The following is a 24792-nucleotide window of genomic DNA, read 5'->3' on the forward strand; positions in this document are numbered from 1 at the left end:
AATATTACAATTCGAGGAGGAAAACAAGGATATGACGCAAGAAAGAACAGGCGTAGCTACTTTCAAAAGCAGCCCCATCACTCTCGTAGGACCCAAGCTTACAGCTGGTGATCCCGCTCCTGATTTTGTTCTCAGTAAGAATCTACTGGAAGAAGTTTCTCTTAGTGATTATGCCGGTAAAATCAAGCTGATCAGTGTTGTACCTTCTCTAGATACCGGTGTATGTGATGCACAGACCCGCCGGTTCAATAGCGAAGCTGCAGAGCTAGGTGACAATGTAGTTATTCTCACGGTAAGTATGGACCTACCATTTGCTCAAGCCCGCTGGTGTGGCGCTGCAGGGATCGATCGTGTAATCACACTATCCGACCACAAAGCAGCCTCATTCGGACAAGCTTATGGCGTACTAATCAAAGAATTCCGGTTAGATATGCGTTCAATTTTTGTACTAGACAAGAACAACACACTCACCTATGTTGAATATTTGAGTGAAATGACTGAGCACCCTAATTACGAAGACGCTATAGCTGCTGTGAAGAGTTTGCTCTAATTCTCTAGAACAGTAAGTCAGCGGCCATTTTCGACAATACTTACTTATCACTGCAAGCATAATTCCTTTGTCGTCCTTATAAGGACGACAAGCGTTTATGCGAGAAATATAAGACCTAAAGTATAGGTGTAGAACTTTGCTTTCTTATATTTTGAAAAAAGCGGAAGAAGGTCCATCCTTCTCCCGCTTTTTTTGTAATAGAAAGATTTATCGATAACGTCCAGAGCAGCCACATTTGCGTAAACGCATTCATACAATCCCTAAGTAAGAAGGTTTAGTAAGAATCTCTGAAAATTAGTCTGCTTTGTATTTTCCTAATTTTTTGTCCAAAGACGCATACAACCGCTGAATGACACGGTAATTAGCACCCAAATCACCTAGCGAACCTCTAGATGCAGAGTACATATCTACGCCACAACGTACAGGTGTGGTATTGAGCACAGAGACAGTAATGTCCAGTGTACGGCCGAATGCCGTTCTCTTCTCCAGAGTGATCTCACCTACTGACTCCACTTCATGGAGCACCTTGAATCCAGGAACCTTCTTAAGCGTTGATGAAACTTCCTCCCAAGCTTTGTCTTTCGTAAGATTGTAATAACGCGTTTTTAATGTCGGATCTTTTGCGCGGTCGCTTGTTCCATCATGACTACGGAATAAACCGACCAAGGTTCTTTTTAACGACAAAATTCTTCCCCCTCTACAAATCCCAAGTTCATTATTCTAAGTGTAACACTCTTGTCTCAGGAACAAAAGGGTATTACTCACTTTCTCCTTGTTCCAGACACACAAAAAAGCGCCCGTTCCCCAACTTTCACGGGATACAGGGCGCTTTGGCCTAAACAATAGAAAACCCGCTTATGCCGTCCGGCTACAGTGTCTTCTGAACCTGCTAGAGCAGGTGGGTGATCGCAGAAAACGTTTTTGAATTCCCCAAGTCATATAGACAGGGCTGTTCAGCTGCGCTTCGTGTAGATCTCCCAAGACATTATCATTGGTTCAAAACAACGAGCAACCGTAACGAACATCGCAGGATTTGTTATTATTATATTGCGTTTTAACGAAAAAGTAAACCTGTATGCGCTTTATTTTACACTGGAATTAAATTACTGACGATTTCCGAGTGCTTAATACTCGTCTTTGTTAAATACGTTTTACATCTTTATCCTCAACATCATCTTCATAATCATCATCGTCATCGTCGTCATCCTCTTGATTGTTCAAAGCAGCTTCTCTCTCTTCTTCCTCTTTCAGTTTCTTCTGCTCCACCTGCAATTGCAGTTTATTATAGGTAGCATAGAAGTTAAAGAAAGCAGCCATCGCAATCAACGTTGGAATACAGATGAAATACAGTGCTGGATATCTAAGACCAATATAAGCTAGCACTGCAGCTGCAATCAAAGTTGAGAACACGCGAATTGGACGTGCTATAGTCAGCAATATTGAGTTACTCATCACTTGTTTAAAGCTCATTTGATAATGAACGACAATAGAAAAGAAGTTAAACATAGACACCGATAAAATAATCATGAGCACTAACATCAAAATACCAACAATTCTGAAGTTAGGCATTTGTGTCATGTAAACCGTTACATCGACGTACATAATAACGAACATCAATGTGTAGATAATTCCACCGAGCATACTTTTTAAATAATTCTCTTTATACCCCTGAAAAAACGTACGAAAAGTTCCTACATCCGTGTTCCCCATAACCCATTTGCGCACAACGGTAAATAAGGCCGCCGAAGCAGGAAATACAGTAAATGGCGCCAGAATCCCCATAGCCCAGTTTAATGTGAGCTGCTCATTTACTCCACCTGAGCTTGTCCCAAGCATCATCAATTTCATCAATCCAAAAAATAAAAACGGGGCGGAACATAGTGCCCATAAGATATTACTAGCTGCGATACGTGTAATCCATTCTGTGATGCGGTATAAACCACCCATTGCTCCTTTAAACTCCAATTCCCTTCCTCCTCTGTCTCTTGCATACTGCTTATCTTAACTATACCTCATTTGACCTACTCTTTTCCATAGCCCAACTTTCTGAATTCTAGGTCATTGTCTATACATCAAGCCTATAAAGTCCATATATTGGAATTGTAATCATAAGAATTTCCAAAATCACCACATTCTAAAGGAGGTTATTGTATGTCCTCACCTGTTGGCTACGGCGGCTGGACTTCCACTGGTACGATCCTCGTATTGTTTATCCTGCTCGTTATCATCACTCGTACTTTCATTTAAATAAGCTGCTAATTCAATAAATACCCTATATTTAAGCAAAAAGAAGACGAGAACCGCTATTCGGCATCTCGTCTTCTTTGTATTTTGATAAATCATCCCCCGCGGGTTCTGATCACGTATTAATTATCAAAATCTTCGCGTTTTGCTGGACGTGTGCTTGTGCTGCTTGGGCGAGTAGATGGTTTGCGGTCCGCACTGCGGTTCGCTCCACCATCACGGCTAGCTGCGCCATCACGGTTGCCTTTATAGCCACCGCCATAACCGCCACTGCCACTACCATAGTTACCACTACCGCTGCTGTAGCCACCACGACTTCCGCCACCGTTGTTATCACGGTTTCCACGGTATCCACCAGTGCTGCCACCAGAAGTACCACGGTTGCCACCATAACCGCCGTTAGGTTTGCGGCCACTGCGAATGTCGTTCTTACCACCACGACGTTTAGCACGAATTGGATCTTCTGGAGTCAATTCAATTGCAGAATCCTTCTTATCACCAGTCAGAAGCTTCATTGCAGCTGACAGCAATTGAACGGAATCATATTGCTCAAGCAATTGAATAGAAATACCTTTGTACTCATTCAATTCACCGCTCTCAACCATTTCAAGCAAGCGCTCTGCTGTTACGCGTTGTTTACCTTCAATAGCCTCAGCCATAGTTGGCAATGGTTTACGAGTAATACGGTGACGAGTAACGCGTTCGATCAAATGCAGGTGATCCATTTCGCGTGGGGTAACGAAAGACCAAGCTGTACCCTCTTTACCAGCGCGACCAGTACGACCGATACGGTGTACATAGCTTTCTGGATCTTGCGGCAAGTCAAAGTTAATTACGTGAGTAACACCAGATACATCCAAACCACGAGCTGCTACGTCAGTAGCTACCAGCACATCAATGCTGCCATCACGGAATTTACGCATTACAGCATCACGTTGATTCTGAGACAGGTCACCATGTAATCCATCAGCAGAGTATCCACGTTTCTGCAAAGCTTCTGCAAGCTCATCTACCCGGCGCTTCGTGCGTCCGAACACAATCGCAAGCTCAGGTGATTCCATATCGATCAAACGGCTAAGCGCTTCGAACTTTTGACGTTCAGGTACTTCAACATATGCTTGATCAATCAGCGGAGCACTGATTTGTTTCGGAATAACGGAGACGTGTTGCGGGTTGTTCAAGAATTGCTGTGCAAGACGTTGAATGTTTGGAGGCATTGTAGCCGAGAACAACATCGTTTGACGCTCTTCAGGAACGAGCTTGAGGATCGTCTGAATATCTTCCATAAAGCCCATATCCAGCATTTCATCTGCTTCATCCAATACAACAGTTTGAACATCATCCAAACGGATGGTTTTACGGTTGATATGGTCAAGCAAACGTCCTGGTGTACCAATAATAATTTGTGGTTTCTTCTTAAGACCACGGATTTGGCGACCAATATCTTGTCCGCCATAAATTGCCAACGAACGAAGACCTTTAAAACGGCTTAGCTTACCGATTTCTTCTGATACTTGAATGGCCAACTCACGTGTCGGTGCCATAATAAGCGCCAGAATTTTTTCGTCTTCGCGATTAATCTTCGAAATGAGGGGGATACCAAAAGCAGCAGTCTTACCTGTACCAGTCTGTGCTTGACCGATCAGATCCGACCCAGTCAATGCCAATGGAATTGACTGCTCCTGTATCGGTGTTGCCTCCTCAAATCCTAACTCTGTGATTGCTTGTAGCACTTTTGGCTCCAAGCCAAATTCTGCGAATGTTTTCAAATTATTCATGCTCCTTCTATACAGTGGACATTCCACATGCTTGTCTGTATTCTTAAGTAGCGGTAAACACATTTATATGCTGTCCAATCATGCTCTTTTTTCTGCATGATATAGCGCTTTTGGGACGAAAAGCCTCCCTTTCATCAGGTACTTCATTGTACCTGAGCAACTGTAGCTTTACATCCGATGCAATGCAAAAATACCATTGTAACGTCCTACTCAAGAATATCCTGTACATTATATCACAACTCTAAGTAGGAATACCAGTGGGTTCCTTTCTTTTCATTGCATACATGGTTTATTTTTAAATTTATTTATAGAGGTGGATTTGCTTGTTAAGACAGATTTGGAATTGTATTGCAGTTATTTTCGGAGCAGCGTTGATTGCCAGTGGATTTAATCTTTTTCTAATCCCTCATCGCTTACTCAGCGGAGGAGTATCCGGGCTTTCGATGTTAGTGGGTTACTTTACACCACTAAACATAAGCCTCTTATACTTGCTCTTTAATATCCCATTGCTTGTAGCTGGTTGGTTCCAGTTAGGCCGGAGATTTATTATGCTAAGCATGTTATCCGTTGTGGCAACAACCTGGTTTTTGACGGTCATCCCCGAATATTTGGTAGCTACTGATATGCTGCTTTCTTCTGTATTTGGTGGAGTGTTGGTCGGTATTGGCTGTGGCTTCAGCTTCCGTGCAGGTGGTTCATCCGGAGGTTTTGATATCCTGGGATCCATCATCACTAAATTCCGCGATTTCCCAGTTGGAAACGTGGTGGTGAGCTTAAACGGACTCGTTATTCTTGCCGCGGCATATTTTGATAACAACTGGAATTTGGCTCTTGCATCGATGGTATCTATATACGTAACGGGTAAGGTACTGGACATGATTCACATCAGCCATTTAAAGGTAACCGTATATATAGTAACGAATCGTACAGATGAGCTCCTTCAGCATCTAATGGGACTCCAGCGAGGTGTCACAAAGATTAAAACAGAAGGCGCTTATTCTCATGTTGAAAAGGACATGCTAATGACAGTAACAACCCGCTACGAACTTGCAGAACTGCAACGTATTATTCGCACGACAGATCCTCAGGCGTTTGTAAATATTGTGGAGACAGTTGGTGTTATGGGCTCCTTCCGAAAAAGATAAAAACCGGCAGCGAAAAGTATTAATTTGGAAAATGCACCAATCACAGAATTGTGATATATTATAATCACGCAGAACCCTAACAATTTCATAAAGATTGAGATTTACCCCTCTTTTTTCCAAGCACTTCGTTTTCCGATGATTACTGAATTCCATTCAGACCTATCGAAAAAGGAAAGGGTGATTTTTGTGGAAATGGAAACGGTAAAGCTGTCAGCAATCGTCATGAGGTGGTATCCTGATATGATGCCGTTTCTCAAGCAGGACGAATTAAATTCCGTAATCGTTCTGCGTGACGGGCTTAGTATTCTGGAACCTGCAGATGCCATGGATATCATCCATTACAGTATCTGTGAACATCAGAATTCTGCGTATCTTCAATGAGTAAGCCGCAAGAGAAGTCTTGATAGTTGCCGCCTTAAGTTCGGCCATGTTGCCGTGTTGAGGCGGCATTTACTTTTTAACAAAAGGTTTAGAATGTGTGCGTCCCGGTTATATACAACAAGGATGGTTTTCCAGACCCGATCTGAGCCAACATTATTATTACAACACTGTTCTTTTTAGAAGCAACCGTTCCTATATAATTTAGGAAATGTACATAAAGGGGAGAGAATACGAATGAACATCACCTGGGCTCTACTGATGATGGCCTTGGGAAGTGTAGGCGTGCAACAGAATCAACATGACGCTGAAGTGGCAATTGCATTGAAGTCTGCCATGAATCCCCCCATCATCGCTACGCAAAATAATAATTCAAATGTTGCAACTCCAGCTCCAAATGCTACAACAGAGACAAGCGACTCACAAAGTATGCTACACGCAGATCCTCAGCCTGATGCTCCAAAAGTAAAAGGCATCTATGTTACCGCATACAGTGCCGGTGGAGAACGAATGGAAAAGCTTCTTTCTTTACTTGATCAGACGGAACTAAATTCTATGGTCATCGACATTAAGGATGATGCAGGTTACATCACGTACAAAACTGATAACCCAGAACTTCAGAAACTCGGTAATCCGCAGCCATTTATTGGCGACATCAACAAACTGATGGAAAGATTGAATAAACATGATGTTTATCCCATCGCTCGCATTGTTGTCTTTAAAGACTCTATACTTGCCAAAAAGAACCCGCAATTATCCTTTGTTAATACAGACGGCACAGTATGGAAGAATAAAGGCGGCGATAGCTTTGTTAATCCTTATAATGAAGATGTCTGGAAGTACAATGTCGATATCGCCAAAGAAGCTGTCAAACTCGGCTTTAAAGAAATTCAATTCGACTATGTGCGTTTTCCTGAAGGTTTCGAAAAACGTGCAGACACACTTAAATACACTAAAACCAGTGATTCTCGCGTAGATATCATTTCTAATTTTGTAAAATACGCAAAAGCAGAGCTTGCTCCGCTTGGTGTTCGTGTATCCGTAGATATTTTTGGATATGCCGCATCTGCTCCTGCTGAGGGCATAGGGCAAGACTTCGTTAAAATATCCAAAAATGTGGATGTTATCAGCCCGATGGTTTATCCGAGTCACTATTCAACGGGATGGTTTGGAGTGAAAGAGCCTGACTTAGATCCGTATGCTACCATTAAAGGCTCCATGGTTGATACCCATAAAAAGCTCGATCCTCTTGGCAGCTACAAACCTGTTATTCGTCCTTGGATTCAGGATTTTACAGCAAGCTGGCTCGGAAAAGGTCATTATATTAAATACGGTAAAAAACAGGTGGAGGATCAAATCCGCGCTTTAAAAGATGAAAATGTAGAGGAGTTTCTGCTCTGGAACGCCAATAACCGATATACCTCCGATGTCGATTATGAGAAATAATGTATATAGCCCTTATTATTTATAATTGAAATCAGGTATGATATATAAAGATAAAGACCCGGCATCTGCCGGGTCTTTTAATGGAGAAAAAGGAGCATTTTACTGAACGATGATACAAACCACCTCTTTAAAACAAAAAGCAATACAATTTTTTCATATTTTATTTCCAATTCTGGTTACACAGATTGCTTTGTCAGCGATAACCTTCTTTGATACGAACATGTCAGGTAAATTTGGTACAGCCGATCTGGCAGGTGTGGCGATAGGAACCAGTCTCTGGATTCCAATTCAAACGGGCTTAAGTGGAATTCTTATGGGGATTACCCCCATCGTCTCTCAACTCATCGGAAGCAAAAAAGAAAAGGATGTAGCCTATCAAGTCACACAGGGAATCTGGTTATCACTGATCGTCTCTGTAATTGTCTTATTAATCGGGAGCCTCGCCTTGGCACCTATCCTTAATTTCATGAATCTGGAGCCTACTGTAAGAGATGTTGCATTTCGTTTCCTTAGTGCGATCTCCTTCGGAATTATCCCGCTGTTTGGATATACAGTTCTCCGTAGTTGTATAGACGCTCTGGGACAAACACGAGTGTCCATGTTGATCACACTCATAGCCCTACCCGTGAATGTTGGTTTAAACTACTTGCTAATCTTCGGGAAATTCGGGTTTCCTCGACTTGGTGGTGTTGGAGCTGGAGTGGCATCAGCTATCACCTACTGGGTAATCTTTTCGGTTGCCCTGCTGTTCATTTATCGGGCAGAACCCTTTGCAAGCCTTAGAATCTTCCGAAAGTTCTACTTTATATCGCTAAAAAGCTTCAAAGATCTACTAAAGATCGGTGTACCTATTGGCTTCTCGATTTTTTTTGAAACTGCAGTCTTCTCCGCTGTAACCTTGTTGATGAGTCGGTTCGATACTGTAACGATTGCAGCTCATCAAGCAGCCATTAATTTTGCAACAACGTTATATATGATTCCGCTCAGTATCTGTATGAGCCTTACCATTCTCGTCGGCTTCGAGACTGGATCCGGCAGGCAAAAGGATGCCCGTCAATATGCCATTATGGGAATTGGACTTGCGACCATCCTCTCCCTGGCAACTGCACTCCTGCTCTTATTTGCTGGCCATCATGTAGCTGGTCTATACACTGATGAACCTGATGTCATTTCATTAATTCAGCATTTCTTAATCTATGCGATCTTTTTCCAGATTTCCGATGCGATTGCAACACCTACACAAGGAGCACTTCGTGGATATAAGGATGTTAATCCAGCCTTCATTATTTGCTTTATAGCTTATTGGGTTATAGGGCTTCCTACAGGCTATGTACTTGCTACTTATACGGATCTAGGAGCTTATGGTTATTGGATCGGCTTGATCACCGGTCTTGCGATTGGGGCCACACTGCTCTTAACTCGGCTTGTTAAAGTCCAACGCCGTTATACCACGCAATATACAGACGCTCAAACACATCATTAATAATCTAAAGAACACAAAAAAGGAACAGTGCGAAGTTCGCAGCTGTTCCTTTTTTGTGTGTTAATTATTGAGAAAGACGGGATGCAAGCTCGTACAACTCCACGTCAAAGTCTTTCTTCGTATTCACTACAAGATCGATATCTGTAAGGGTTAGTTCTCCCTTGATGATACCGCAACCTTTATCAGACTCACCTTCAATTAGTTTACGAACGGCAAAGTCACCAAGACGGCTAGCAAGATTCCGGTCTCCAGGGGTTGGTGTTCCTCCGCGCTGAATATGTCCAAGTACAGTAACCCGTGCATCCAGAGAAGCATGACGATCCTTCAACGCTTGGGCTACATCTTCGCCTTTACCCACACCTTCTGCAACGATGACGATACTGTGACGTTTACCTCTGACAAAGTTGTCACGCATACGATCCGCAACTTCATTCAAGTCATATGGCATTTCTGGCACAAGAATGGTTTCTGCTCCAGAAGCCAGACCTGCATGCAGCGCGATATCTCCACAATGACGTCCCATAACTTCTACAATGGAAGAACGCTCATGGGAGGACATTGTGTCACGCAGTTTGTTAATAGCATCTACAACGACACCAACGGCTGTATCAAACCCTATGGTGTAATCCGTGTAGGAAATATCATTATCAATAGTTCCCGGTAATGCCATCGTCTTGATACCGAGTTTACTTAGTTTATTAGCGCCTTTATATGAACCATCTCCACCTATAACTACTAGGCCATCGATACCCATTTCATTAAGAATATCTGCACCCTTTTGCTGACCTTCTGGTTTTGTGAACTCCAGACATCTTGCAGATTGCAGAATGGTTCCCCCGCGTTGAATAATGTCACCTACGCTGCGAAGATCCATAGGGAAGATATCGCGATTCAGAAGACCTTGATATCCACGTTGAACTCCAAAAACTTCAATGCCGTAATAAAGTGCGCTTCTTACAACCGCACGAACAGCGGCGTTCATACCTTGTGAATCTCCACCACTAGTCAGTACTGCAATTTTTTTGATTTTTGTCATTCTGTTGTTCCTCCTTAAAGTTATGCAATGCCCCATCCGTTGTATAGGTGAAGCTTCGCAGCCTTGTTACAAAAAACGATTGCGTATCCAGCGGCTATTAGCGAAGAAGAACAGCCTTGTAAGCGGACTTCCTCTCATTAGGCTTTTAGACACACTGCGAACTTCCCGCTGTTCGCTAACTTTCGGATCAGATAAATAAAGTGCCAGCAATCCCTCAATCACCATACGATGCATAGATGATTCCGGTAGTTCACGTACATCCTTACGGGCCCACTCAACCATGGAAGCGATCCGACTTAACATGGTATCCGTGTCGTCATAATAATTGCAGAAATTAAGATCACCGCCTGCTCGGTCCTCTTCCTGATCAATCAAATAATCCAGCATAATGTGCAATCCACACACATGTGGAAAGTATGCAGCTCGAATCGATTCCGAAGAAGACTTATTTAGCTTCGGATCACATGCAGATAGAAAAAGCATGAATACGCCTAAAGTAGAGCCTGTCGCAGCCGCAAACTCGTTCCAGTGCAGATGCGGAGCACGGCTACCCTGCTGCTCCCACCATTCCTTCAGGGCTGTTTCCCTGAGTTCCGGGCGGATATGCTTATATACCTGCAAATCTGTATACAGCACAGCCAAATCACGAATCTCCGCTGCAGCAGCGGAATAACCTGGCAGCAAAGAGATCATCTCCTGGCATTTTCGAACTAGCCTATACAAGTATCCGCCGTCATTCTGTTCATCGCGAAGCGCATAATAATTGACAGGTTCAGCGTTTGGATCAATGGCATCCAGCATAGATTGATGCAGCAGCCTGAAATCTGCAGGATCAAGCGAAGTACTGCGATCACATAAGTTATCTAGATAATCACTGATAGTTTGATAAGCAACAATAAGCGGAATAAGTATATGTCTCATCGATAAATTGCCGGCGGCATAAATACCTCCACCTATGCAATGAAACTCTTTCGTCTCAATGCTGGCAAGTGCTTGCTTCCGGAGCTCGGGATCGGGAATCCCATTCGCATCTTGGCGCCAGAAGTTTAGACTTTCTCTCACTTCGGGCAGCACGTACTTATAGACCCTGTTCATAAGCCCAATAGGGCCACGCGGGCTAAGGTAACGGCCTTGCTCTAATTCACTCAATGATAGTGCCTCCACATTGTTGTCTCCTTATCCAAATCACCACTTATTATAATATGATCAGACGTATTTGTACAAACAACAAAATCACTTTCGTAAAATTATGAAAGATTCAGAAATAACGCAATTCAAGAATAAAACACATAACCCTCCATTGCTTTATGCTATACTAGCCATATTTCAATCTCAGAGGAGTGCACTTTCATGTTTTCAAAACGGACCGGAAGCCCTTACAGTGATCAGAATTGGCTTCGTTCCTTTCTTTTTACGATTTATGGCACAAGCGTTCTTGTAGTATCCTACTTTCCTTTATTCTACACACATTTAGGGTTTAGCAGTTCTCAGGTGGGCTACTTGTATTCCCTCGGTCCCCTCATCTCCATCCTATCCAATCTCTTCTGGAGTATGATGAGCGATAAGCTGGGTACCATTCGAAAAATCATGTTTATTTTACTCGCGGGGCAATTAGTTACCGGACTTTTATTAGCCAGAGCGACCGAATTTTCTTCCGTTATGCTTATTTTGTCCTTTTTCTACTTCTTCTATTACCCAGTTTTTCCGCTTGCTGATACAATGGCCATCAAAATTGCGGAGCGACACGGACGAAACTTCATCACAATTCGTGTATTTGGCTCCTTAGGCTATTCTTTCTTTGCTTTAACCGTTGGTTATGCGCTTAGAGCTTTAGGTGCTACTTGGAGTCTTACCTTATGTATTATCATCATTATAATCGCACTTCTAATTACAATTGGCCTAAAGGATGTCAAAAAAACTGTTCCAGAGCTCTCCAATCAGAAAGCTGTTACTACCAAACCAGACAAGAAAGAGCATGGGCTTAAAGATATTCTTTTGCAAAAAGAAGTGCTGTGGTTCTTCGGATGTGTCTTTGTACTCGCACTGGGCCATAGAATGAACGAAGCTTTTCTCACCATCAGTTTAAAGAATCTGGGCGCTGGTGAGGAAGTAATCGGCTGGGCACTACTTGCCTCAGCACTAAGTGAAATCCCTGTATTATTTATACTCGGCAAATACGGCGACAAATTTAAAGAACTGCCCTTATTAGTTTTAGCCAGTCTCATGTATGCCCTTCGTTTTCTACTCATGGCGCTCGCCGAGCATCCAGGCTCTATAATCGCGATTCAAGCCTTGCATAGCCTGACATTTGGCGTCTTTTTTGTAACATGTGTCCGTTATATCACTCGGATTATTCCTGATCGTCTCCGAGCAACCGGTCTTGCCATCTACACGGTTGTTTGGTCAAGTGCAGCTGGACTTCTAAGTGGTACATTTGGTGGAATGATCTATCAAGAAGCTGGGCGCTTCACCTTTTATATGGTAGCGGTTGGCTTCAGCCTTCTTGCCTTTGTAGGCTTTTTAGGACAGCATTTATTGGATACCCATCGAGATTCAATGCGCTATTTTAAGAAAAAAAACAAAAAAGCTTCTCTATAATAGAACACTTCTGATATTCAAAAATATTAAAAGGTCTTTGCTATCCCTTCACTTGGGAGTGCGAAGACCTTTCATCTAAATTGATGTCTATTAGACGTAAAAAAACACAGTTCCCGAAAGAACTGTGTTTTATAGTTGGTAACCACTCTTGCAAGGGCTTGCCAAGTAAATTATATATTTATAGCAGACAGCTTAGCTGCCTTTGCCGTTTCTTATAATTTTACTACGTTTTCAGCTTGCGGTCCACGGTTACCATCAGTGATATCGAATTCAACTTCTTGACCTTCGTCTAAAGTTTTGAATCCTTCACCTTGAATTGCTGAGAAGTGTACGAATACATCTTCGCCGCCTTCTACTTGAAGAAAGCCATAACCTTTTTCTGCGTTAAACCATTTTACTGTACCTTTCAATTGAACAACCTCCTAAAAAATAACCGCCATATATGGCGTATAACTATATTATACTGCAATCTTCTGCTCAAATCAATCTATCTCAACCTATAAATATGTGATTTAATTTGCTTTTCCCTTCACCAGTGCGTTATCATTGAGCCAAAAGCCAAAAATCGCCAGGGTGGTATTGATAATGATCAAAAAACATGAAATATACAAAACAGACAAATGGAATATGATGACGGTAGAAGTTCAAGGACGTTATATTGTACTTCGCGAAATCTCCGATCAATGGGGAGAAGAAACACATACTTTCCTTAGTCGTCCAGCTATGATGCAGTGGGTGAACAACCGATTCAACAAAGAATCTTATAAAGATAATGAAGAAGAGTACAAAAATATCATCGCAGCTTTCAAACAGGTATAACAGAATATGAACACAGAAAATATCGCGATTTATGTTGTCCTAGTCTTATGTCTAGGCGCAGTTCTAATTATGACCAAGGATCGTGTCCCGCCGCAGTTTAAGCGGGGCATGGCCTTAACTGCAGTCATTATGATTCTGTTCGCCTTCATCTTTGTTATTTATAGTTTATTGGCATAACTTATCCTTTCATATATTTAAAGAAGACTAAATATTAATAATCAGGACTTAACAGGGCATAATAAGCCGACTCTACTTTCAAGAGGAGGACGTTATGCCTATTTCACCCAAGTCCATCCCTCTTCTACTTGTGCTCAGCTTGCTACCGGGTGATTTATCATCTACAGTATTGCCGAGGGAGATTATGCCTACTACATCTCATCATTCTAGGAGGGTTTCTATGGAACAATTATTGAAAAGAAGCGAAGTACCTGCTGAGAATCGTTGGAAGCTTGAAGATGTGTTTGCTTCTCAGAAGGATTGGGATGCAGAATTTGCTGAAGCAAAATCCCTAATCAAAAAAGCTGCGGATTTTCAGGGTACACTAGATTCCGCAGATGCTCTAAAAAAATGTTTTGAGCTGGATGACAAGTTGTCCATCTTAACTGAACGACTCTTCGTGTATGCACATATGCGTCAAGATGAAGACACAGCTAATCCTGAATATCAAGCTTTGTCCTCTAAAGCTAAAAAGCTTGGTATTGAAGCAGGTGAAGCCTTATCTTTTGTAACCCCAGAAATTCTGGCGTTGCCAATTGAGAAGCTCAACCAATTCATCGCTGATCCGAACCTATCCGCTTATAAATTCACCTTAACTGAAATGAAACGTGAAAAAGCCCATGTGCTTTCTAAGGCTGAAGAAGCACTGCTCGCTCAGGTCGGAAATTTAGCTCAAGCACCTCAGAATATTTTCAGTATGCTGAACAATGCGGATCTGAAATTCCCTAAGATCAAAGATGAGGATGGCAAAGAAGTTGAACTGACTCATGGCAACTATATCAAGTTTCTCGAAAGTAGCGACCGTGAGGTTCGCCGAAATGCTTTTAAGGCAGTCTATGATACCTACCGGAAGCAGAAGAACACGATCGCAGCAACGCTTAGCGCCAATGTGAATAAAAATGTCTTTTACTCACGGATTCGCAAATATCCTTCTGTAATGGAAATGTCACTCTATGGAGATAACATTCCTAAAGAGGTTTACACCAACTTGATTGATACGATTCACGAAAGCCTTCCATTGATGCACCGTTATATGAAACTGCGTCAGAAGCTGCTGGGTGTCGATGAGTTACATATGTATGATCTGTTTGCACCGCTTGTTGATGAATATAAATTAGATATCACCTATGAAGAAGCCAAAAAAATCACTAAAGAGGGTCTCAAACCGCTTGGTGAAGATTATCTGAATGTGCTGCAAAAAGGCTACGACAACGGTTGGATCGATGTGTATGAGAACGAGAATAAACGGTCCGGGGCTTACAGCTGGGGGCCATATGGTACGCATCCTTTCGTACTGCTGAACCATAATGATAATTTAAACAGTATGTTTACACTGGCACATGAGATGGGCCATGCATTACACTCGTATTTTTCGGATAGCGCTCTGAATTATCGGGATGCGCAATATACGATTTTCCTAGCAGAGGTTGCTTCTACTACTAACGAGGCGTTGCTAATGGATTATTTACTCAAAAAGTCTACAGATCCTAAAGAAAAAATGTATTTGCTCACCTACTATGCTGATCAGTTCCGGACAACGATTTTCCGGCAGACGATGTTTGCTGAGTTCGAGAAAATCATTCATCAGCGTGTTGAAGAAGGTGAATCGCTTACTCCACAAGATCTTTCGAGCATCTACTACGACCTGAATGTTAAATACTATGGTAAAGAAATGGTTGTAGATCAAGATATCGAGATGGAATGGGCGCGGATTCCGCATTTCTATAACAGCTTCTATGTTTATAAATACGCAACCGGCTTCTCAGCAGCGACTAGCTTTGCCAAACAAATTCTTGAAGAAGGCAAACCTGCGGTGGATCGTTACCTCGGCTTCCTGAAGAGTGGCGGCAGTGACTACTCCATTAATATTCTGTCTAAAGCTGGTGTTGATATGTCTTCTCCTGAGCCGATTCGCGAAGCAATGAGTGTCTTCGAAGATGTTATCGCTCAAATGGAACAGTTGACCAAATAAGGCAGAGAGCTTAGTATTGCATTAATCCCTTGCCCTATTTGGGCAAGGGATTTTATTCTGTTATATCCCCTGAGGAGGAAGAATTCAATGAGAATTCAATGGTCTTTAATTGCAGGTCTAATCTTCGCGCTGCTAACAGCCATATTTGCAGTCATCAACGTGGATCCCGTTCAAGTCAATTTCGGTTTTGATGTAGTTAATATACCGCTGATCCTAGTTATTCTGGGCTGCGCGTTAATTGGTGGAATCATCGTGGGTTCTTACGGTATTTTTCGCCAGTACAAGCTACAAAAACAAATTAAAAGCTTAAATGCTGAGCTAACCAAACTTCGTGATGCCGACACTTCTTTAGATTCTTTTAACACAGACAATGATGGCCTAACAGGAGGACTTAACTAATGATTACTATTCAACCAAACGAAGATTACATACTCTCAATCCTAAAAAAATTACTTGATACACCGAGCCCCAGCGGCTTCACAGCACAAGTAATGAACCTTGTTGCCGAAGAAGCGGCAGCATTAAATGTACCGCTAAGCTGGAATGAAAAAGGCGGCGTAATTCTAACCGTCCCAGGCCTAGATCCTTCCCGTACAATCGGCATCAGCGCTCACGTGGATACACTTGGAGGCATGGTTCGCTCTATTAAATCTGATGGTACACTGCGACTAACCTCTGTTGGTGGCTTCACAATGCACAGCATCGAGAATGAATATTGTGTGATCCATACCCGCAGCGGCAGAACCTATACTGGAACCATCTTAACCAGCCATCCATCCGTTCACGTATATCCTGATGCTCGTGATTTCAAACGTTCAGAAGAGAACATGGAAGTACGGATTGATGAGCTAGTATCTAACAAAGAAGATGTACTTAAGCTAGGCATCTCTGTTGGTGATTTCATTTCCTTCGATGCACGTGCGGTGATTACACCTAGCGGGTATATTAAATCCCGGCATCTGGATGACAAAGCTAGCGTGGCTGCCCTTCTTGGCCTGCTGGAAAGCATGAAGCGCGAAGGCTGGAAACCGCTCCACAACCTTTCTTTCCTCATCTCCAACTATGAGGAAGTGGGACATGGCACATCTTGGATTCCTGGCGAGATTAATGAAATGATCGCAGTCGATATGGGTGCTATGGGCGATGATCTTAGCTGTAAAGAAACCGATGTGTCCATCTGTGCAAAGGATTCTTCCGGCCCTTATGATTATGTTATGACTGGCCGTTTGATTGAGCTGGCAGAAGCACTTGCTATTCCTTATGCCGTTGATATCTATCCCATGTACGGCTCTGATGCTTCCGCTGCCCTTCGAGGCGGCAATAATATTCGTGCCGCACTGATCGGCCCAGGCGTACACGCCTCCCACTCCATGGAACGTACACATAAGCAAGCTGTAGTAAACACTGCTAAGCTTCTCGCTGCTTATGTGGGCACTAACTGAGTCAAGCACTGGCAAGCTAACGCAGCTCTGGAGACGTAGACAATGGCTGATCGTTTCACTTCTGCTGCTCTTGGTAGCAGCGTCAGTGCTCTCAATGATCCTGTTATCCAGAAATCACACGGAAGATCCCTTTGCTGATCTTCCCCACGCCTACACCTATTCAGAGGCTGTAAGTCCAGAAAATGTTCAACTCTATATGATGTCACTTTCGCCAGATGATGTTCAACTCAGAGCCGCTGGTGCACCTCTTCAGCAAGTTATGGCTTATGGGATTAATGGAGGCTTCTTCTATGAAGACGCACTCCTCTCTATTGCTATAATAAATGATGTCCCCACTAACGGGGTTAAAAAGGCATACGGCTCCGGCTGGTTTAACGCTAAATATGCACGCGGAACCCTGGTCTGGGATGGTGCCAGTCGTAGCTTTTCGGTACATGTCGTCTCATCGGGAGAAGAATTGAACGTTACGGATCGCCAGCATTATTTTGCGCAAGGCGGCATTAGTATGAATCTTAAGCATGAAGATGTCTGGGAAGCTGTGATCGCGAAAGAACATCTTCCTTATGCTGATGAGCAACGAATGCGCTCAGGCATGCTGTATGATGATAATGGCAAGCTGTGGCTGATTGTTACGCCAACACTCTCGACGGCGGCAGAGTTCCGCACAGCCATCCTACAGAGCGTGCCTGCTGAAGGTCTCGAAGGTATCTTTCTTGATGGAGATGGCTCCTCACAGATGAATGCTGATGAAATCATCTTACCTGGCGACTCTCGTGCTGTGGTGCAAATGATTGCGGTGGACGGAACGAAATAAAGGATGCTGGAATAGTCTCTTGCAATTAAAAACAGAGTAGGAATTCTCCAATAATTGGAGCACCCTACTCTGTTTTTTTGTTGACTGGCAGTAACTGTGTCCGGGATCAATCCCAGACTTGCTCCAGCTTATCTGAGTAATATGAAATGGCCTTACTATAGCTTCTTATTCCTTCATCCGCTGAGGTTTCAGCCAGCAATTTAAGCAAAATCCCCATAGCCAGACTATGATCTCCAAGATTGTGCAAGGTCATCGCAAGGAACACCGGAAACTCCTTATTCTCTGGGTATTCATGAACGGCCTGCTCCAATATTAATTTGGAGTTTTCATATTCTCCGAGTGTTCGGTAGGTGCTGCCCAGTCCCAATAAAGCGCCGACTCTCTGCTCCGAAGATAAGCCTAGTGTTAGGCTTTTCACATAATAGGGTACTGCCCCGCGTTCCAGGCCGAGCACATCATGCGTCCATGCCAATTGATATAGAAGTTCTGCATCATCACTATTCTGCTCATATAGCTCTAACAGCATCACTCTGGCTTCTTCAGCTTTACCTTCGTTTCGCAGGGCTACAGCTAACATAAGTTGATTCTTCAAACTGAGCCCTCCCTTATCGTCACACCAAGACAATCCGTTTTATGCTTTACCAGCGATTTTCTCTGCAAGCTCATTCAGATAGGTCCAGCGCTCCATTAGACGCTCCAGCTCGGCTTCGGCAAGCCGCTGCTCTTCCATTAACTCCTGCAGTCTCCCAGAGTCAGCAAACGCTGCTTCCATCTTGGCACTAATATCCGTCAAGCGCTGCTCTGCAAGCTCGATCTGCTCGTCAATTCCCTCATATTCACGCTGTTCCTTAAAGCTGAATTTGAGTTTGGTCTTAGGCGCTGATGATGGCGCTGTATTATTACTAGCATCTGTAGTCTCTTTACGCTTTGCATTTCCGTCATCTTTGTTCGATTCTGCATGGCGTGAAGAGACATTTTTGGCCAGCCATTCTTCATATTCCGTATAATCGCCAACATGAATCCGGATATCACCATTTTCAAAAGCGATCAGCTTATCTATTGTACGATCCAGGAAATAACGGTCATGGGATACTGTGAAGACGACGCCCGGGAATTCATCCAGATAGTCTTCTAAAACAGCCAACGTTCCGATATCCAAGTCGTTCGTAGGCTCATCCAACAGCAACACGTTTGGAGCTCCCATCAATACACGAAGCAGATACAGGCGCCTTTTTTCGCCACCTGACAGTTTGGAAATCGGCGTCCATTGCATCGCAGGAGGGAACAAGAAGCGTTCAAGCATTTGGCCTGCCGTAATGACGCTACCATCAGCCGTTCGTATGACTTCCGCTTCTTCCTTCACATATTCAATAGCTCGCATGCTGTCATCCATATCCTGATGTTCTTGCGTAAAATAACCCAACTTAACAGTCGCGCCAAGCTGAACCTCTCCCTTATCCGGCTGCAGCTTACCTGCAATCAGATTCAGAAGGGTTGATTTACCACTGCCATTCGGACCTACAATACCTACGCGGTCTTGGGGTACGGCAATATAGGTCAGATCTTTAATCAACTGACGGCCATCCAGCGATTTCGACAGTTCATTGATTTCAATGATTTTACGACCCAAACGTGTGGATGCCACCGAAATATCCAGCGAACCGTTCGAACTGCTACCTGTACTTTCTTTCAGCTTCTCAAAACGGTCGATTCTTGCCTTCTGTTTCGTTGATCGAGCTTTAGCTCCACGACGAATCCAAGCAAGCTCCGTACGTAGCAGGTTCTTACGCTTTTGCTCCGCAGAGGCCTCACGCTCTTCACGGTCGGCTTTTAGCTCTAGAAAACGGGAATAGTTGGCCTCATAACGGTATAACTGTCCTCCGTCCAGCTCTAGCATGACACTTGCGACACGCTCCAGGAAGTAACGATCATGCGTTACCATTAAGAGGGCGCCACGCCGTTTCTGTAAATATTGCTCTAGCCAAGCCACGGAGTCCGTATCAATATGGTTCGTAGGCTCATCCAGAATAAGTAACTCAGATGGCGTAATCAGGGCTGCCGCAAGTGCTACACGTTTCCGTTGACCACCAGACAGTGTATCCATCAGTGCATCGAATTTCACTATACCCAGCTTAGTAAGCACGCTCTTAGCTTCACTCTCCAAATGCCAAGTACCTGCCGCATCGATAGCCTGTCCAATCCGCACCAGTTTGCCTTCCAGTTCTGCGTTACCTGGTTCTTTTTCAAGGCGAGACATAGTCTCCATATACTCACGCATGGTAGCAAGATCTGGATCCTCTCCGGCGAAGACCTGTTGCAGTACCGTATTTGTCGGCTCATAAGGAGGGTTCTGTGCCAAGTACTGCACTCTAACATTATTTCCGATCGCAATTTGCCCGCCATCCGGAGTATCCAAACCGGCAATAATACGTAAAAACGTTGATTTACCCGTTCCATTCACACCGATCAAACCAATTTTATCCCGATCGTCCATACCAAATGAAGCATCACTAAAAAGTACTTTCTCACCATAACTTTTGGAAAGATGTTCCACGGTCATAATATTCATGCTATTTCCTCGCTTGCCTTATATTTTCATAAAACCGGTCGCAGCATAGTGCTGCTATTCCACCGATCTATCGTCCTGACCTAAATTCAAGTAATCCATTGCCCCTTTAATAAAAAGACCCGCAGCGAAACCAGCACGTTTATACGCATCTTCTTCCTTAAAAGATGGATCGAACAAAATATCCATCTTCAGCCGATCCAACATCCCTATGTAGGACTGCGCCATAAGCTCAGGCTCAGACGCTCCGCCCTCCAGCAACACCTTCACCACTGCCTGCATATATTCTTCCATAAAAAGCGTCATATACGCCACAAGCTCTGGGTTATTGTTAGGTGCGCGGAAAAAGAGCTTCGTGTGTCGCTTTCGCTCATAATAATAGTAAAGATGATGTTTGGCGATGATCGACAGTTTACCTGCCAAAGTATCACTATCCTTCAGCTTTTCCTGTAATTGCTGAAGGAATCCCTCACAATCCCGGCGCGTTACCGCCATGAACAATTCTTCTTTACTCTTAAAATATAAGTAAACGGTGCCCTTAGCAATTCCGGCCTGAACCGCAATTTCCGACATCTTCGTTTCGTAAAATCCACCTGAACCGAAGAGCTCGTATGCGGCATCCAGAATGGCAGTATGTTTATGATTGGACGTGCTGCTCATCGGTTCCTCCTTTAAAACATCATTCCACACAGTAAAGCAATAGCCCCTCCGACGATAGAGCTAATAGCATTAACTGCATCATTGGTCATCCACTTCCAGCCACGTGCGTTTTCAACTTTTTTACCGCAGTGATGTGTACTTTCCACTTCGCGTCCGCATACGGTGCAGCGATTCATCTGCTGAACGGTTGCCCCAAGAATAGAATCCGTGAACGCACCCGCAAGACCTCCAGTGAGTCCAGCCAATGTAAGCAACAAGAAGGATTGATCTGACATGCCGGATATCATCCGCAGCAGCCATGAAGATGCACCGATAAGTGCACCTCCTGCGGCAGCGGCCAGCGTGCCCAGGCTGGATACGCCACCCGAGGCACCGGCCGGAAGTATTTTACCTGTGAGGACAGACCGAGGTGACTTCTTGCTGAGTGTACCAATCTCCGTAGCCCATGTATCAGAGGTTACCGTTGCCATCACCCCGATAAATAAAAATTCCCAATGTTCCATCGGAACCATCGCATTCAGTAGAACGAAAACCATCCCAAGCCCGCCATTAGCAAAGACCTGCCCAGCATCTCGGCGACCCGTCTTGGCATAAGTCTGCTCAAGCTCTGCCTTATTATCATGATGAAGCTTAGACAACAGGCTTGAAGAGATGAAAAAAATTAACAATATTCCAAACCAAAAGGCATTTCCAGCACCAAAATAGATGGTCCCCATAGCTACCGCGGCAAGCATGCCGGAGAGACTTAAGGATTGTTTCCTATAAGCCGCTCCCGCAACTAACAAAGCGCCAAGGGCGCCAATAATCCATAACATAGATTCAACTCCAACAGATGTTTTTAGCCGATCAGGCAAGTCCCCATCAGCTTGTCACCCCAGTACAATTCAAAAGAATCTCCTGATACGGTAGGGCCTACACCTTCTGGTGTTCCTGTGAAAATCACATCGTCTTTACCCAGCCCGTAACGCGCAGCGATAAAATCGACAACTTTTTGGAGCGAAAAAATCATGTTTTTAACATTTCCTCGCTGAACTTCAACACCATTTTTTAAAACCGTGAAATCCGTTCCTTCTAGCTCTTCCTTGTCAGGAAACGCAATGTAAGGTGTGAGTGGAGCAGCGTTCTTAAAGCCTTTAGCCGGTGTCCAAGGCAGACCTTTCTTCTGCAGATCATTATGCACATCACGCAGTGTGAAATCTAGTCCCAGTGCCATAACATCCACCAGATCCTCCACGCTCATACCCGGTACATAATCACGCGCGATCCGAAGCACAAGCTCTCCTTCATAATGAACCTGTCCTGAATCCTTTGGAAGCTGAATGACTGCTTTATCGAGGGAAACCGCCGCATGTGAGGGCTTCAAAAAAATGAGTGGCTCTACGGGGACGTTATTTCCTAATTCCTCCGCATGTAGCTTGTAGTTCCGTCCAACACAATACAAATTATTAACAGCAGCGCACACAGACAATCAGCTCTCTTTCCCATCGAATTGGATTATTTATACTTTTAGAAATGTGTCGCCCCAGATATCCGGACGGTTTGTACAAATCATTATATCAGAATGCATATCTGCTAAGCGACGCATCTCTTTCTCTTTGTTCACAGTCCAGGCCATAATCTTCACCCCTTGCTCCGTCAAAACCTTAGCCAATCTAGGATTTAGACGCGAGAAGCTAATCGACAAAAGAGAACATTCCAGTTCACGCAGCCTTCGAGCAGGATTACCAAATCTTGAATCAAAAATTAAGCCTGTACGAAAGTGAGGGTCTATTTCCTTGATTTTTTTCAACACATCTTTGTCAAAAGAGGTCAAAATCACGTCGTCCCGCATGCCTTTAGAGGAAATAAGATCCGTCACCTTCTGCTCGATGCCAGGATACATATTACCCACTGTTTTCAGTTCAATATTGAGACGCAGTCTACCAGAGGCTAAGGTAAGCACCTCTTCCAAGGAAGGCACCCGCTCTCCCCGAAAAGAACGCCCTTTCCAGCTACCCGCATCGAGACGCCGGATATGTTCCCAATCCATATTCTTCACCTTACCATGACCATTGGTTGTACGGTCCAGTGTGAAGTCATGAATGACAACAGGAACACCGTCCTTGGAGAGCTGGACATCCAATTCCATCCAGTGGACAAAAGGCATGGCAATGGCCATCCGGATTGCTGCTAATGTATTCTCCGGAGCTTTACCGGAAAATCCCCGATGGGCAACACACAAATTGTTCATCATAAGGACCTCCCAGGAACCCTATTTTGTAACTTGAGTGACTTTACCGTCACTGTCGATCTTAACTCGACCAGCAGATAAAGACTCTACTTTTTTCAGCAAAAGCTGTCCGTTCACCTGATTCATGGGCACGGGCTGAGCTAGCTCAGCAGTCATAGGCTTCAGCTGTAATGAACATTGACCTTTTTTACTGCATTCCGCCTGAAAAACAGCTGTTTCCCAAGTGGCGGGTACTGTTGATCTCGTAAAAATAAAATTACCGGTGCTGTAGGCGATCCACTTGCCTTTGTATGGCTCCACACCTTGCAATACATGCGGGTGACCACCAATGACAAGATCGGCTCCCGCATCGACAAAACTACGTCCAAGGGTCTGCTGAATATTATCAAACTGCTCCACCCGTTCTTTGCCCCAATGGACAACTACGACAACCAAATCAGCTTTTTGTTTAGCTGCAGCAATCGCTTTAATTCCTTCTCTACTATCATATACTGAAGCAAGCCCCGGTTTATTTTTACCCGCCATCCAGTCCGATGCAGGAATCACCCGTGTGAACCCCAGCAGGGCGATCTTAATCCCTTTACGCTCAAAATATTGTGCTGAGAATGCTTCCTTACTGTTGAGTCCAGCACCAACATAAGGAATGCCTCTTTCTGACAGATGACTAAGCGTGTCTCGCAGACCTTCTTCCCCTTGATCCAGCGTATGATTGTTCGCCATATTTACTGCATCCACTCCGGCTGCTTTAAGAGCATCTAGTGCTTTAGGCGAGCCTTTGAATACGTATTGCTTATTAGCGGCACCAACCCCACCCGTGGTCACAGGAGTCTCCAGATTCACGACCGTTAGGTCATCCTTCTTGAACATTCCATCGAGCGCGGCATACGAATAGTCGTAACCTTTCTTTTCGAGCAATTCCCCGGCTTTCCCCGAAAAAATAACATCTCCACCAAAATTCAAGGTCACTGTAGTGCCAGAAGCCTGGTCATCTGATGGAAGTCCAGACACAGAACCACTATCTGCGACTTGGGAGCTACCTTCATCTGGCGAAGGGGTCTCAGTTGGTACAGGTGCCTGTGTTTCAACATTTTCTTCTCTCTTTGGCTCGGGTGTAGGTGTAGCTTCCGAAGTTACCGTTGGAGAAGGAATGGGAGACTCCGTGGCTTCAGGCGTTGCAGTCACTACAGGTGCTGTCTCCTGAGCAGTACTATCCGGCGTAGGCGAAGCCGTCATTTGTGCCACTGGAGGCGGTTCAGAACTTCCCTTGAATCTGTCATCCATAAAACTATAGCTGAGCGCCACAATAATCATCAGAAGTAGACCTGCATTGACCCACATCCAGGCCGTTCTGCGCTTACGCTTGCTCTTATGTTTGCTCTTCTGTCTAGAACGCGATCGCGGCGGATACATTGTTT

At 44.1% G+C, this 24792-nt stretch carries 26 protein-coding genes and 1 other RNA gene; 13 read left to right on the forward strand and 14 right to left on the reverse strand.

Annotation, left to right across the window (positions count from 1 at the left end):
* The first annotated feature begins 31 nt into the window (after positions 1-31).
* On the forward strand, positions 32-550 hold the full coding sequence (gene tpx, locus CA598_RS07800; protein WP_094876145.1) for a thiol peroxidase: 519 nt from the start codon (positions 32-34) through the stop codon (positions 548-550).
* Between the two features lie 294 nt (positions 551-844).
* On the opposite strand, the gene CA598_RS07805 is transcribed toward tpx, so the two are convergent.
* The 3 genes from CA598_RS07805 to CA598_RS07815 all read right to left on the reverse strand — a co-directional run bounded on the left by CA598_RS07805 (position 845) and on the right by CA598_RS07815 (position 2515).
* Entirely contained in the window at positions 845-1234 is a 390-nt protein-coding gene (locus CA598_RS07805; protein WP_036689295.1) for a DUF1499 domain-containing protein, read from the reverse strand.
* Positions 1235-1394: 160 nt separating this feature from the next.
* Positions 1395-1586: non-coding RNA, 6S RNA (gene ssrS, locus CA598_RS07810), on the reverse strand.
* A 104-nt stretch (positions 1587-1690) separates the two neighbouring features.
* Positions 1691-2515: a YesL family protein gene (locus CA598_RS07815; protein WP_094872277.1), complete on the reverse strand. Its 825-nt coding sequence runs from the start codon at positions 2513-2515 to the stop codon at positions 1691-1693.
* 186 nt (positions 2516-2701) lie between these two features.
* On the opposite strand from CA598_RS07815, the gene CA598_RS07820 reads away from it, so the two are divergent.
* Positions 2702-2797, forward strand: a complete 96-nt coding sequence (locus CA598_RS07820; protein ID WP_042186834.1) for a hypothetical protein — start codon at positions 2702-2704, stop codon at positions 2795-2797.
* Positions 2798-2916: 119 nt separating this feature from the next.
* On the opposite strand, the gene cshA is transcribed toward CA598_RS07820, so the two are convergent.
* On the reverse strand, positions 2917-4563 hold the full coding sequence (cshA, locus tag CA598_RS07825; RefSeq protein WP_094872276.1) for a degradosome RNA helicase CshA: 1647 nt from the start codon (positions 4561-4563) through the stop codon (positions 2917-2919).
* A 332-nt stretch (positions 4564-4895) separates the two neighbouring features.
* Between cshA and CA598_RS07830 the strand changes: the two genes are divergently transcribed.
* The 4 genes from CA598_RS07830 (at position 4896) to CA598_RS07845 (ending at position 9024) form a co-directional block, all read left to right on the forward strand.
* The gene (locus tag CA598_RS07830; RefSeq protein WP_094872274.1) at positions 4896-5717 is read left to right on the forward strand and encodes a YitT family protein; all 822 of its coding nucleotides are present in this window, start codon (positions 4896-4898) and stop codon (positions 5715-5717) included.
* 192 nt (positions 5718-5909) lie between these two features.
* The gene (locus CA598_RS07835; RefSeq protein ID WP_036689649.1) at positions 5910-6098 is read left to right on the forward strand and encodes a hypothetical protein; all 189 of its coding nucleotides are present in this window, start codon (positions 5910-5912) and stop codon (positions 6096-6098) included.
* A gap of 234 nt (positions 6099-6332) precedes the next feature.
* Entirely contained in the window at positions 6333-7541 is a 1209-nt protein-coding gene (locus tag CA598_RS07840) for a putative glycoside hydrolase (RefSeq protein ID WP_094876146.1), read from the forward strand.
* Between the two features lie 109 nt (positions 7542-7650).
* A complete protein-coding gene (locus CA598_RS07845) occupies positions 7651-9024 on the forward strand; it encodes an MATE family efflux transporter (RefSeq protein WP_094876147.1) in 1374 nt (457 codons plus the stop codon).
* 64 nt (positions 9025-9088) lie between these two features.
* On the opposite strand, the gene pfkA is transcribed toward CA598_RS07845, so the two are convergent.
* Both pfkA and CA598_RS07855 read right to left on the reverse strand, forming a co-directional pair.
* A complete protein-coding gene (gene pfkA / locus CA598_RS07850; RefSeq protein ID WP_094872270.1) occupies positions 9089-10060 on the reverse strand; it encodes a 6-phosphofructokinase in 972 nt (323 codons plus the stop codon).
* Between the two features lie 66 nt (positions 10061-10126).
* Positions 10127-11209 (reverse strand): tetraprenyl-beta-curcumene synthase family protein, encoded by a 1083-nt coding sequence (locus tag CA598_RS07855; protein ID WP_179281672.1) that lies wholly within the window; start codon positions 11207-11209, stop codon positions 10127-10129.
* A 201-nt stretch (positions 11210-11410) separates the two neighbouring features.
* On the opposite strand from CA598_RS07855, the gene CA598_RS07860 reads away from it, so the two are divergent.
* Positions 11411-12658, forward strand: coding sequence for an MFS transporter (locus CA598_RS07860; RefSeq protein ID WP_094876148.1), 1248 nt, complete (start codon positions 11411-11413; stop codon positions 12656-12658).
* A gap of 212 nt (positions 12659-12870) precedes the next feature.
* Here the strand turns inward: CA598_RS07860 and CA598_RS07865 are convergent, their stop codons facing one another.
* Positions 12871-13068 (reverse strand): cold shock domain-containing protein, encoded by a 198-nt coding sequence (locus CA598_RS07865; protein WP_042126303.1) that lies wholly within the window; start codon positions 13066-13068, stop codon positions 12871-12873.
* A gap of 175 nt (positions 13069-13243) precedes the next feature.
* Here CA598_RS07865 and CA598_RS07870 point away from each other — a divergent pair, with 175 nt between their 5' ends.
* The 6 genes from CA598_RS07870 to CA598_RS07890 all read left to right on the forward strand — a co-directional run bounded on the left by CA598_RS07870 (position 13244) and on the right by CA598_RS07890 (position 17921).
* Positions 13244-13477, forward strand: a complete 234-nt coding sequence (locus CA598_RS07870; RefSeq protein ID WP_036689271.1) for a hypothetical protein — start codon at positions 13244-13246, stop codon at positions 13475-13477.
* A 6-nt stretch (positions 13478-13483) separates the two neighbouring features.
* Positions 13484-13654: a hypothetical protein gene (locus CA598_RS32200; protein ID WP_167348490.1), complete on the forward strand. Its 171-nt coding sequence runs from the start codon at positions 13484-13486 to the stop codon at positions 13652-13654.
* A gap of 220 nt (positions 13655-13874) precedes the next feature.
* Positions 13875-15665: an oligoendopeptidase F gene (gene pepF, locus CA598_RS07875; protein ID WP_094876149.1), complete on the forward strand. Its 1791-nt coding sequence runs from the start codon at positions 13875-13877 to the stop codon at positions 15663-15665.
* A gap of 87 nt (positions 15666-15752) precedes the next feature.
* Positions 15753-16064 carry a LapA family protein gene (locus CA598_RS07880; protein WP_042186819.1) on the forward strand — a complete coding sequence of 104 codons (312 nt, stop codon included), beginning with the start codon at positions 15753-15755 and terminating at the stop codon, positions 16062-16064.
* Between the two features lie 2 nt (positions 16065-16066).
* Complete coding sequence (locus CA598_RS07885) at positions 16067-17107, forward strand: M42 family metallopeptidase (RefSeq protein WP_094876176.1); 1041 nt, start codon at positions 16067-16069, stop codon at positions 17105-17107.
* Positions 17091-17921, forward strand: a complete 831-nt coding sequence (locus tag CA598_RS07890; protein ID WP_094876150.1) for a hypothetical protein — start codon at positions 17091-17093, stop codon at positions 17919-17921. Before CA598_RS07885 ends, CA598_RS07890 begins: the two co-directional genes overlap by 17 nt.
* A 106-nt stretch (positions 17922-18027) precedes the next feature.
* Here the strand turns inward: CA598_RS07890 and CA598_RS07895 are convergent, their stop codons facing one another.
* Genes CA598_RS07895 through CA598_RS07925 form a run of 7 tightly spaced genes read right to left on the reverse strand, consistent with a single transcriptional unit; the run spans position 18028 to position 24787 of the window.
* On the reverse strand, positions 18028-18498 hold the full coding sequence (locus CA598_RS07895) for a tetratricopeptide repeat protein (protein WP_094876177.1): 471 nt from the start codon (positions 18496-18498) through the stop codon (positions 18028-18030).
* A 54-nt stretch (positions 18499-18552) separates the two neighbouring features.
* Positions 18553-20490 carry an ABC-F family ATP-binding cassette domain-containing protein gene (locus CA598_RS07900; RefSeq protein WP_094872263.1) on the reverse strand — a complete coding sequence of 646 codons (1938 nt, stop codon included), beginning with the start codon at positions 20488-20490 and terminating at the stop codon, positions 18553-18555.
* A 54-nt stretch (positions 20491-20544) separates the two neighbouring features.
* Positions 20545-21147, reverse strand: coding sequence for a TetR/AcrR family transcriptional regulator (locus CA598_RS07905; protein WP_094872262.1), 603 nt, complete (start codon positions 21145-21147; stop codon positions 20545-20547).
* An 11-nt stretch (positions 21148-21158) separates the two neighbouring features.
* Positions 21159-21962: a DUF92 domain-containing protein gene (locus CA598_RS07910; RefSeq protein ID WP_094872260.1), complete on the reverse strand. Its 804-nt coding sequence runs from the start codon at positions 21960-21962 to the stop codon at positions 21159-21161.
* 23 nt (positions 21963-21985) lie between these two features.
* A complete protein-coding gene (locus tag CA598_RS07915; protein ID WP_094872259.1) occupies positions 21986-22609 on the reverse strand; it encodes a fumarylacetoacetate hydrolase family protein in 624 nt (207 codons plus the stop codon).
* A 36-nt stretch (positions 22610-22645) separates the two neighbouring features.
* Entirely contained in the window at positions 22646-23377 is a 732-nt protein-coding gene (locus CA598_RS07920) for a glycerophosphodiester phosphodiesterase (protein ID WP_094872257.1), read from the reverse strand.
* Between the two features lie 21 nt (positions 23378-23398).
* A complete protein-coding gene (locus tag CA598_RS07925; RefSeq protein WP_094876151.1) occupies positions 23399-24787 on the reverse strand; it encodes a CapA family protein in 1389 nt (462 codons plus the stop codon).
* Positions 24788-24792 lie beyond the last annotated feature (5 nt).

It is taken from the genome of Paenibacillus sp. VTT E-133291 (assembly GCF_002264395.1).
GTDB classification, from domain to species: domain Bacteria; phylum Bacillota; class Bacilli; order Paenibacillales; family Paenibacillaceae; genus Paenibacillus_AQ; species Paenibacillus_AQ nitricinens.